The organism is Isoptericola sp. NPDC056605 (genome assembly GCF_042792795.1).
GTDB lineage: Bacteria > Actinomycetota > Actinomycetes > Actinomycetales > Cellulomonadaceae > Isoptericola.
The window spans coordinates 1-3,933 of the sequence record NZ_JBHTVT010000043.1; the positions used below are offsets into that span (position 1 = coordinate 1).

Annotated in this window: 8 protein-coding genes and 1 pseudogene; all 9 read right to left on the reverse strand. The window is 44.2% G+C overall.

Going from position 1 to position 3,933, the window contains the following annotated elements; all coding sequences use genetic code 11:
- Positions 1-171 precede the first annotated feature (171 nt).
- A pseudogene (locus ACFQ8Y_RS22525) lies at positions 172-342 on the reverse strand (fibronectin type III domain-containing protein); the annotation flags it as partial.
- Between the two features lie 85 nt (positions 343-427).
- Entirely contained in the window at positions 428-877 is a 450-nt protein-coding gene (locus ACFQ8Y_RS22530; RefSeq protein ID WP_376912402.1) for a phage tail tube protein, read from the reverse strand.
- A 12-nt stretch (positions 878-889) separates the two neighbouring features.
- Positions 890-1,276, reverse strand: coding sequence for a phage tail terminator protein (locus ACFQ8Y_RS22535; protein ID WP_376912401.1), 387 nt, complete (start codon positions 1,274-1,276; stop codon positions 890-892).
- A gap of 10 nt (positions 1,277-1,286) precedes the next feature.
- Complete coding sequence (locus ACFQ8Y_RS22540; RefSeq protein ID WP_041053019.1) at positions 1,287-1,634, reverse strand: minor capsid protein; 348 nt, start codon at positions 1,632-1,634, stop codon at positions 1,287-1,289.
- Entirely contained in the window at positions 1,631-1,969 is a 339-nt protein-coding gene (locus ACFQ8Y_RS22545; protein ID WP_376912395.1) for a putative minor capsid protein, read from the reverse strand. The genes ACFQ8Y_RS22540 and ACFQ8Y_RS22545 overlap by 4 nt, the downstream gene beginning before the upstream one ends.
- Entirely contained in the window at positions 1,962-2,375 is a 414-nt protein-coding gene (locus tag ACFQ8Y_RS22550; RefSeq protein WP_376912396.1) for a hypothetical protein, read from the reverse strand. The genes ACFQ8Y_RS22545 and ACFQ8Y_RS22550 overlap by 8 nt, the downstream gene beginning before the upstream one ends.
- 15 nt (positions 2,376-2,390) lie before the next feature.
- Positions 2,391-2,645 (reverse strand): hypothetical protein, encoded by a 255-nt coding sequence (locus ACFQ8Y_RS22555; RefSeq protein WP_376911013.1) that lies wholly within the window; start codon positions 2,643-2,645, stop codon positions 2,391-2,393.
- Positions 2,646-2,806: 161 nt separating this feature from the next.
- On the reverse strand, positions 2,807-3,706 hold the full coding sequence (locus ACFQ8Y_RS22560; protein ID WP_377957793.1) for a capsid protein: 900 nt from the start codon (positions 3,704-3,706) through the stop codon (positions 2,807-2,809).
- A 16-nt stretch (positions 3,707-3,722) separates the two neighbouring features.
- Positions 3,723-3,933 (reverse strand): hypothetical protein (locus ACFQ8Y_RS22565; RefSeq protein ID WP_430586792.1); only part of this gene is annotated, 211 nt, incomplete at its 5' end.

The window sequence follows — 3,933 nt, forward strand, 5'->3', positions numbered from 1 at the left end:
TTTAAGCTTTCATCATCGTAATAAACGTCAAAAACTTTGCCGCCACTCTCAAATTCCTGTTTTTGTACTTCTAAATCAATTTTAAAAACTGTCATGTCATTACATCCCCTTTTTAAGTATTAAAAAGAGCATTAGCAATCGCTAACGCTCTATGTCTTGTATGTTGACTTATTAAGCTGGTGTTGGCTGTGTTTTCGTGACGATCTGAGACATTGGAGACTCGCCGCCCTCGTTCACTGCGGTTACATTTACAGTTAACTGCGTATCTGCCGCAATTCCCGTCAGTGTGTGTGATGTAGTCGTGACATTTGCGTCTAACTTCTTCTCTGCGCCTCTATAAACGTTGTATGAGTCCGCCCCTTATACGGCATCCCATTCCACTGTTACACTATCTGAAGTAGCTGTGTACCGTAGATTTTGGGGCGCATTAGGGCGTGGCTGTTGTTTCTGTCGGCTCGCCATTGAGGTGAATTTCAATACTGATTTCACCTTTAGCTCCTGCATCCCCGCCAGGTCCTTCAATAGTCGCAATGGTACAAGGGCATTCAATAATATTTCCGTTCGGCTCTTCCCATTTGAAATTAGTTTCTCGATCAGGGCCAACTTTATATTTTTTGCTGAAAACATACTCTTGCGCTTCATCACCATAATATCTATGACCTTCGAATGCGATTGTTTGTTGGCCGCCTGTTACTGTTGTTTGTTTCATGGTTCCGGTGTTTAAGTATTGCGTTTGGTCGTTTTCTTCGTTCAAACTTGGATCAAAGCTGCTTAATCCTTTCGCAAGTCTTGACCATGTGCGCTCCGTTCCATCTGGTGTAATGTCGATAAAGAATTTATGTGATGAGTTAATTAAGAGACCTTCTTTTTGAGGCATTCAACCCACTCCTTATAGGTATAGTTCCGCTTGAAACATTGCGGTATATATGTGGCCCTCTGGTGTTTGTTCAACCCAGTTAGGCGTTGTGTAAACTTCGCATTTAACAAAAGTAAAAGAGCCGCCACCACTTGTGACCGCTCCGTTAGTTAACGTATCTAATTTGTCTGATATTTGCTGACAAGTTGTGTATGATTTATATTGATCAAGATGTCTGACCAATATCTGAAAGGCAAAAATGTAATTTCGGGACATATCCAGGTTTTTTGTAGGTTTAACGCTTGGGATCGCCAAAATTGAAATGTCGTTCCCGCTTGTCAAAGGGCCTACGGTCAGCGTCTTTTTAAATAAGAGCATGTTACTTTCGATATACTGCTTCATTCGGTCTAAAAAGTCCATAACACACCCCCTAAAAAGTACGATTCCGTAGGTTTTCCATGACTCTCAACCAACGGGGCAGAAAATAAGCCTTTGCCGCTTCAAACCATAGCCCCCGCGCATTCGGGTTTTTATCTTTCGAGAAGTTATACTGTGGGTTATAGTAGACCTTCTTCGCATAAGGTGTGTCCCATATAAGCTTTCCGTTTTCAAGATCAGATGCACGCTGCGAACTGGCAATCAAGTTTCCAGTATCGTGGGGCGCGTAGTAATTCGAATCTTTAAGCACTTCGGACGATAACAGGAATTGACCTTCTTTATCAAAGTTGTCAACCCTGCGCGAAAGGTTCCCAAGATCCACGCGAACATGACTTCTCATTTGATTTCCACCTCATAATGATGGGGTGCGCCTGGGTTTTCATCGTACAATTCTTTGACCTTCTGCACCTCGTATGTTTTCCCGTTAAACGTAACCCTGGATTGCTCTTTCAGCCGCTTGAATGGCTTTGAGTTTAAGCGATCAATAAAGATAATAGACTGGCCTTCCACGTCATTACGGACGTTGTTCCGCATAATGGCCGTGACAGGTTCAACCCTGATCCTCTCAATGGGAATAGGGGCCGCAAAACCGCCGCCCCATCCGTTTGGATTGTCCGTAATCTCTTCATATTCGATTGAATGTATAAGCAGCTCAATAGGGATTGGTTTAGCCATGAACGGACACCCCACGATATAGCAGACCCGTAGGCGCTAAAAATGAGAGTACAGACGGGCTGACACGCGCTGATTGTGTGCCGGAACTGCCATTCGAACTAGAGCCGCCGCCAGTGCTATAGCTGAATGATCCAACGCTGACACTGTTCATGTCATCCATTCCCGCGTTAACCGCCGCATCGCCGCCTTTCATGACGTAAAACTCTACCTGTGCCGCTGTCGCCTTCATAATCAAGTCTCTGAAGAGTGAGGGAAAGCCGCTAATGTCTTTTCCGTATATCTGAAAGTTGGTTACCTGGTCTATAATGTCGCTCGCCCGTTCAATATACCTTTCAAGATCAGCAGAATCAGGGGCCGCAGCCCCTTTGTACACATTGTTATAGTATTCAGGAGTGATATAAGGCATGTTCACCCCTCTTTTCTATTCTTTTTTGCTGTCTTTTTCGGCTTTTTTAGCCTTCTTCAGCTCTGCTTTAAGCTCTTTCACTTCCGCTTCTAGCGCTTCGATTTTGTCTAATGCTTCGTTGTGTTCACCGATAGGGACAGTACGCCCGCCAGTTGCACGCTTCAGAACCTTCCCGCTCTCGTCAATCTGATCATATCCGTCTCTTAAATAACCATTAACGGCCTCGTCTGAGACCGTTAAAACACGATTAAGCTTTTTCACTTTTGCCATGTGTGAAGTACCTCCTTATTTATTACTGAGCCGCCGCTTTTGTTTTGGTTACGATTTCCGACATAGGAGACTCGCCACCAGGCCCAACGGCTGTAACATTGATTGTCAGTTGTGTATCGGCGCTCAATCCGTTAGCTGTGTACGATAGATTTTGGGGCGCATTAGGGCGTAGCAGGCGTGATATTGAACGCCATGCCAGGTACTTTACGCTCAATAGCGAATACGTCCCAATATTTGCGCTCAAAGTATAGGAATTTGCCGCCTGTTTTCGCGCTTGGCTGATCAAGTGACACAAATTCATAGCGCTGTGGTGCAAGCATAGAATCAGGGTGAATCAGAATCATGTTAATTTGAACCGCTGAAGGATCTACAACCGCCCCCCGTGTGAAGTCGTACACTGTTTTCATTCTTGCGGACGGAACAGGCTTAACAGTGACTTCATCAAGTGAACGAACACCACGGCTGATATTGCCGTTATTGTTTGTCACTGACAAAGAACGTGAAATTTGTTGCGCGTTTTTAAGAACTGTATAGATTGGCGCAGCTACATATAAAATCCGTCCTTCCAGTGGCACTTCCGCTTCGTCCATTTGTAACATTAGTTCATCATAGACGCCCAAAACATTAGTTTCGTCAATTTTAGTCGTATCGGCTTTCCCGCCATATTGCTGGAATTCAGAATAAAGCTTTGAAGCCATGTACTTATCCATTTCAGGGATTTTCTGCTCGTCATTAAAGACCTTTGTGATATTGGCAATAGTAATAGCCATGTTTGTCTCGTCAACGTCCACCGGATCAACCATAGTACGGAATTCACGGTCATGGCCTAGTGTTTTAGTTTCCCAGCTGTTATCAACCTGGCGTGAGAATGTGCCAATATCCTCGCGGTTATAGTCGGTCATTCCTGTTACATCAATGCGTGGAATCTGAATCGTTTTGGCATTCACCCATTTAATGCGGGAATTGTTCGGTGTGTTGTAAAGCTCCGTGAAATAAAGACCTTGTGCAAATCTTTGTTGTAAACCCTGTGAATAAAGCTCTGCATAGTTTAAGTTTGGCATATGTCGTTACCTCCTATTATTTGAACGCTGCCGCCCAAGCTTCTAACTCGGATGACGGTTGTTTTTTATGTTCGCCGTTTGTAAATTTTGGCTGTGGTGTTTCTTCCTGCTGCTGTTCTTTGAAGTGCGGATATTTTTCTACAACCATTTGCATAGCTGCGTTCATATCCACTTCATCAGAAACATAGTTTTTGGCTAATGCGACTACATCCGGCACTGAATCAGCG